Annotated in this window: 5 protein-coding genes; all 5 read right to left on the reverse strand. The window is 35.8% G+C overall.

Features of this window, described 5'->3' with window-relative positions:
* Positions 1-129: 129 nt before the first annotated feature.
* From GQR46_RS17020 to GQR46_RS17040, 5 genes are read right to left on the reverse strand one after another with little or no spacing between them, the layout of a single operon-like run.
* A complete protein-coding gene (locus GQR46_RS17020; RefSeq protein ID WP_165741662.1) occupies positions 130-2,049 on the reverse strand; it encodes a PilX N-terminal domain-containing pilus assembly protein in 1,920 nt (639 codons plus the stop codon).
* Positions 2,050-2,562 (reverse strand): prepilin-type N-terminal cleavage/methylation domain-containing protein, encoded by a 513-nt coding sequence (locus GQR46_RS17025; RefSeq protein WP_165741665.1) that lies wholly within the window; start codon positions 2,560-2,562, stop codon positions 2,050-2,052.
* Entirely contained in the window at positions 2,559-2,969 is a 411-nt protein-coding gene (locus GQR46_RS17030) for a prepilin-type N-terminal cleavage/methylation domain-containing protein (RefSeq protein WP_165727826.1), read from the reverse strand. The genes GQR46_RS17025 and GQR46_RS17030 overlap by 4 nt, the downstream gene beginning before the upstream one ends.
* Positions 2,963-3,415, reverse strand: coding sequence for a GspH/FimT family pseudopilin (locus GQR46_RS17035; RefSeq protein ID WP_165741667.1), 453 nt, complete (start codon positions 3,413-3,415; stop codon positions 2,963-2,965). The genes GQR46_RS17030 and GQR46_RS17035 overlap by 7 nt, the downstream gene beginning before the upstream one ends.
* On the reverse strand, positions 3,406-3,804 hold the full coding sequence (locus GQR46_RS17040; RefSeq protein ID WP_165741669.1) for a type IV pilin protein: 399 nt from the start codon (positions 3,802-3,804) through the stop codon (positions 3,406-3,408). The genes GQR46_RS17035 and GQR46_RS17040 overlap by 10 nt, the downstream gene beginning before the upstream one ends.
* Between the last annotated feature and the right edge of the window lie 281 nt (positions 3,805-4,085).

Consider the following 4,085-nt stretch of genomic DNA (forward strand, 5'->3'; position numbering starts at 1 on the left):
AACGTATATGAAAAATTAAGAGCGTTTGGTTTTACGTTCGAGTTTTAAATTTTAGAATATTAATAAGAGCAATTAATTTAGCAAGCCTAATAGCTTCTCTTATAGAAATAAGCTTATTAGCAGTATTTTTTATTCATTACTTTGTTCAATGGGTGTAAAGCGCCACCCTTTAAAAACTAATTTGCTTGTTGATTCATTACCACCAGATGAAGAGCCACCAAAACTTGCTTCATTTAATGCCGTGTCAAAGTGAATACCACCGGCGCCGCTTACAATAACGGTATCTCCTAAAATAGAACCTTTAAAACCGACAGCTGAAGTAACTTTAACTTGTGTAAGTGGTGCGTATATAACAGCGTAAAGCTCTCGTGTACCACCTGAAAACTCTATCCCAGTGTCACTTCCATTGTATGAACTATAAATACTAAAAACGGGTCGGCCTTCATTTGTAACTCCATTATCTGGTGCGTAAACTTGTGCACCATTTCCTATCTTAAGCTTTCCTTTAATTATGATAGTTAAACTGCTGTTATCAGGGATCGTTAGCGAACTTGCGCCATTCATTGTAAAATCACCATCTACAAACATAACCGCATTGTGGTTGCTTTTTACCTGCATTCGCCCCTTAATTTTCACGTCATCAAAATAAAATATTTGAGTTGCTGAATCAAGAAAAGCTGCAGCTTTAGCAGTGATGGCACCATCTGGAGTACTTCCAAAATCTACTAAAAAGTTAGCCTTATTAGTTTCTAATTCGAGTAAGTCACCTGCACTGCTATTATTGTTTATAAAAAGATCAGGGCTTGTCGTATTAACTGACACGCTATCAATTGCTGTTGCAATATCAAGTGGATCACACGCAGTTAACCCTCTATTATTTTCACTTTCTGGTGTTATTTTTTCAACTGGCTCAATAGTTGGTATTGATATGTCTGTACTTGATACTTTATAAGGTGAAAAAGCATACTCTGGTGTATCGCCTTTAAAAGAGCCGTTACCTGCGTATCTTAAATCTTTACTATCAATAGTACTGCCCCACTGTTTAAGTGTTACATTACCGTGAACACGTACTCGACCGTATACAGTTCCACCTGTTTGTTCATAATTACCGGAAGTATAAACACCATTACGTATTATTGTTTGTGTAAGAGCCACTAAACCATATGAACGAATTGTTCCTTGGACTGTATTACCTGTAACCGAAATTGGACCTGATGAACTAATATCACCACCAACCGGAGTTTGCTTTACTGATATAGATTCATTTGCAGAAACGCTACCCGAAACAGTACCACTACTTTGTGTGAAGCTTAAATATGCAGATGCATCCCCTCCAATAACCACACCACCAGAGAGTATTAAATTGCCATTACTATGAATATTGCCTGTAACATCTGCGCCTTGAATAATTGATAAGTTACTAGAGGATAAAACATCACCTTCAATTGTACCGCTACCATTGAGCGTAATATCACCAGTATCGTTAACTGTATTAACAAAAGATTCTTCTGATGTATTTTTACTGCCATCATCTAGCGTGTCGTTATAATCCCCTAAAGACGAATCATAACTATCAATTAAGCCACTTCCACTAATTGCAACACCAGAACATCCTGTAATTCCATTAGAAAAAACTGAGGCACTGGTAGTTCCGCCACCACCTGCTACATATTCGAATATAGCTTGCATTTGGTCCTCACCTTCAAAGCGGGTTCCTTCGCTAGAAATTAAAATATCGCCATTACTGTCAATCTCGATGGTTGCATTGTATATGCTAGATTCAAGTGAGCCTGTTCCAGAAACTTCACTATTACCGGCTATTAGATCATTAATATTTATAGTCGGGTCTGCAAGCATTGCTGTTTCAAGTTTTTCCATACTCGAAAATACGCCTTTTTCGGACATCAACCTTGCGTTCAACTTTTTCTGAAAATTGCCACTCAAACGTTCCTGAATCACACTATCTCTAAGAGTGCTAAGTACAACAATTGAAGCCATAGATGTTAAAATAAGTACGGTAACAAGCGTAAAACCAGATGTATTTTTCATTTATTGAAATGCCTTATTCATTACCATTTGCGACAAAGATATATCAATAACTAAGCTGTTATTAAATTGGCTTGGTAAGTTTGTAGGTTCTACAAGGACACTCACAACATTGTTATCAATTAGATAGCTAATTGTATTAACACCTTTTAATATTTTTACTTTGCCATTACCTATATCACAAAATAATGAGTCGTCTTCGTGACTATATTTTTCAGTGAATGGCGCATTAATTATTGAGCCTGTGCATGCAAGTACACCCGATTCTTGCTCAACACTTAAAATATTATCGCTATAAGTAGGAATTGAGCTGGTTTGTTTTAGACTTCGTGTAAATACTTTACTGCTAAATCGGATTACATCTAATGCATTTTCTAAATCTTTTGCTGTGCTGGTACTGCTATTAATTGAAGAATAAGCCAGGCTCACACCACCTAATAAAAACATACCTGCAGCAAGTGCAACCATAAGCTCTATTAACGTAAAACCATGGTGCTTATTTATTAAATTTTTCATGGCACGCATCCAGCAGGTAGCGTCGGAAAACTTCCTGTAATTACAACACGGTTTTCTAAATTGTCAGTCAAACGTTTATCTTGCCATGTTATTTCAACAGTTAAATCATTAGAAAAATCCGCTGGTAAAATAAGTGTATAGGCATCAATCTGTGGAGATAAATAAGCTCTGAAATCAGCATCATTGTACAAATCAGGATTCGTTTGTTGCAGTTCGCATAGGTGTGGCCAAATTCGTTCTAATACATTATTAGCCTCAATTATAGATACCGTATAATTAAAACTGTTTGTTATGTATTGCAATGATTTTAATTGCCCTGAGGCTAATCCTAATAAAGCCACGGTTGCAATAATTAATGCAATCATAACCTCTAAAAGAGAAAATCCTTTATTGCGATTCTTTAGCATGTTTCAGGCGCCTCAGCTAACCAACTTTGCCCGCTTTGTAAAATACACAGTGTAAAATCAGAAGTTGAGCTATCACCATCGGTTACTAAAATTTGATAGGATTGACTTAATTCGCCTGTACTTGAAATATTAATATCTTCAAGGCCGACTGAAATGCTGTTATGCGTGATTTCAAACATGTTTAACATTGTTTGCTTAGAGTCTATTTCTGTTTGTACCTGCCATTGGCTGTCTGTTAGTTTGAGCGAGACTTTTTGATCCCTTTTGACCGCTTCGCTTCGCGCGAACTTAAAAACACTATGCAATTGGTTCGAGTTTGTAATTAATCGATCCCGCTTTATAAAAGTAATAAACGAAGGAGCCGCAACGGCAGTTAGAATACCGATAATAGTCATCGTGATTAAAACTTCGAGTAAAGTAAAGCCAATGCTTTTTTTTACCAACACTGGGATTTATCTGCAGACTTTGTACCGCTTTGATTTACAGACAACTTGCCACACTCGTCACTTTTTTGTGCACCTTTAGGAGTAACTTGTATTGTAAATTCAGACCCATTTGAAGCACCTGTAGTTGCATCGGTTGTATAGCTAAAGGAGTAATAATCTGAGGTAGGAAAAGTAAATGTACTTGGGTAGCCACCAACACGAGTGTATTGCCTTTCTAAAACAGCTGTTTGTTGTAATAAAATCTGTTGCACATCTGCTCTTCTACTTTGCTGTATGTAGCTCGTATAACTAGGAAGTGCAATTGCATATAAAATCCCAATAATTGCAATTACTATCATTAATTCTATAAGAGTAAAACCGGAAGGTTTATTAACCCGCTGTGTGTCCAATTATTTAATTCCATTATTTATAGCAATATGTTTAATTTTGCAAAAATTAAGCCAAGATTCATTTTGTAGTACATGATAGTGCCAAACAATGTGCTGTCAATAATATAAAAGTTTGAATATTAAGGATTGTACGATTAACTTCAACAATACCCTGAATTAAACTAACACATCTAAAAAGTTGCACTAAAACAGTGCGTTAGGTAACTCCTTAGAATAATTATATATTTAATTAAAACCAACCCTTAAGTACTGCAGGCTTTAGCATTTTATTTATTTAATAA

Source organism: Pseudoalteromonas sp. Z1A6, assembly GCF_011378745.1.
In the GTDB taxonomy this organism is placed as follows: Bacteria; Pseudomonadota; Gammaproteobacteria; order Enterobacterales; family Alteromonadaceae; genus Pseudoalteromonas; species Pseudoalteromonas arctica.

Bases quoted from the DNA above. Each gene is read 5' to 3' on its own strand.
- GQR46_RS17020 (WP_165741662.1), bottom strand. From the start codon at position 2,049: ATGAAAAATACATCTGGTTTTACGCTTGTTACCGTACTTATTTTAACA.
- GQR46_RS17025 (WP_165741665.1), bottom strand. From the start codon at position 2,562: ATGAAAAATTTAATAAATAAGCACCATGGTTTTACGTTAATAGAGCTT.
- GQR46_RS17030 (WP_165727826.1), bottom strand. From the start codon at position 2,969: ATGCTAAAGAATCGCAATAAAGGATTTTCTCTTTTAGAGGTTATGATT.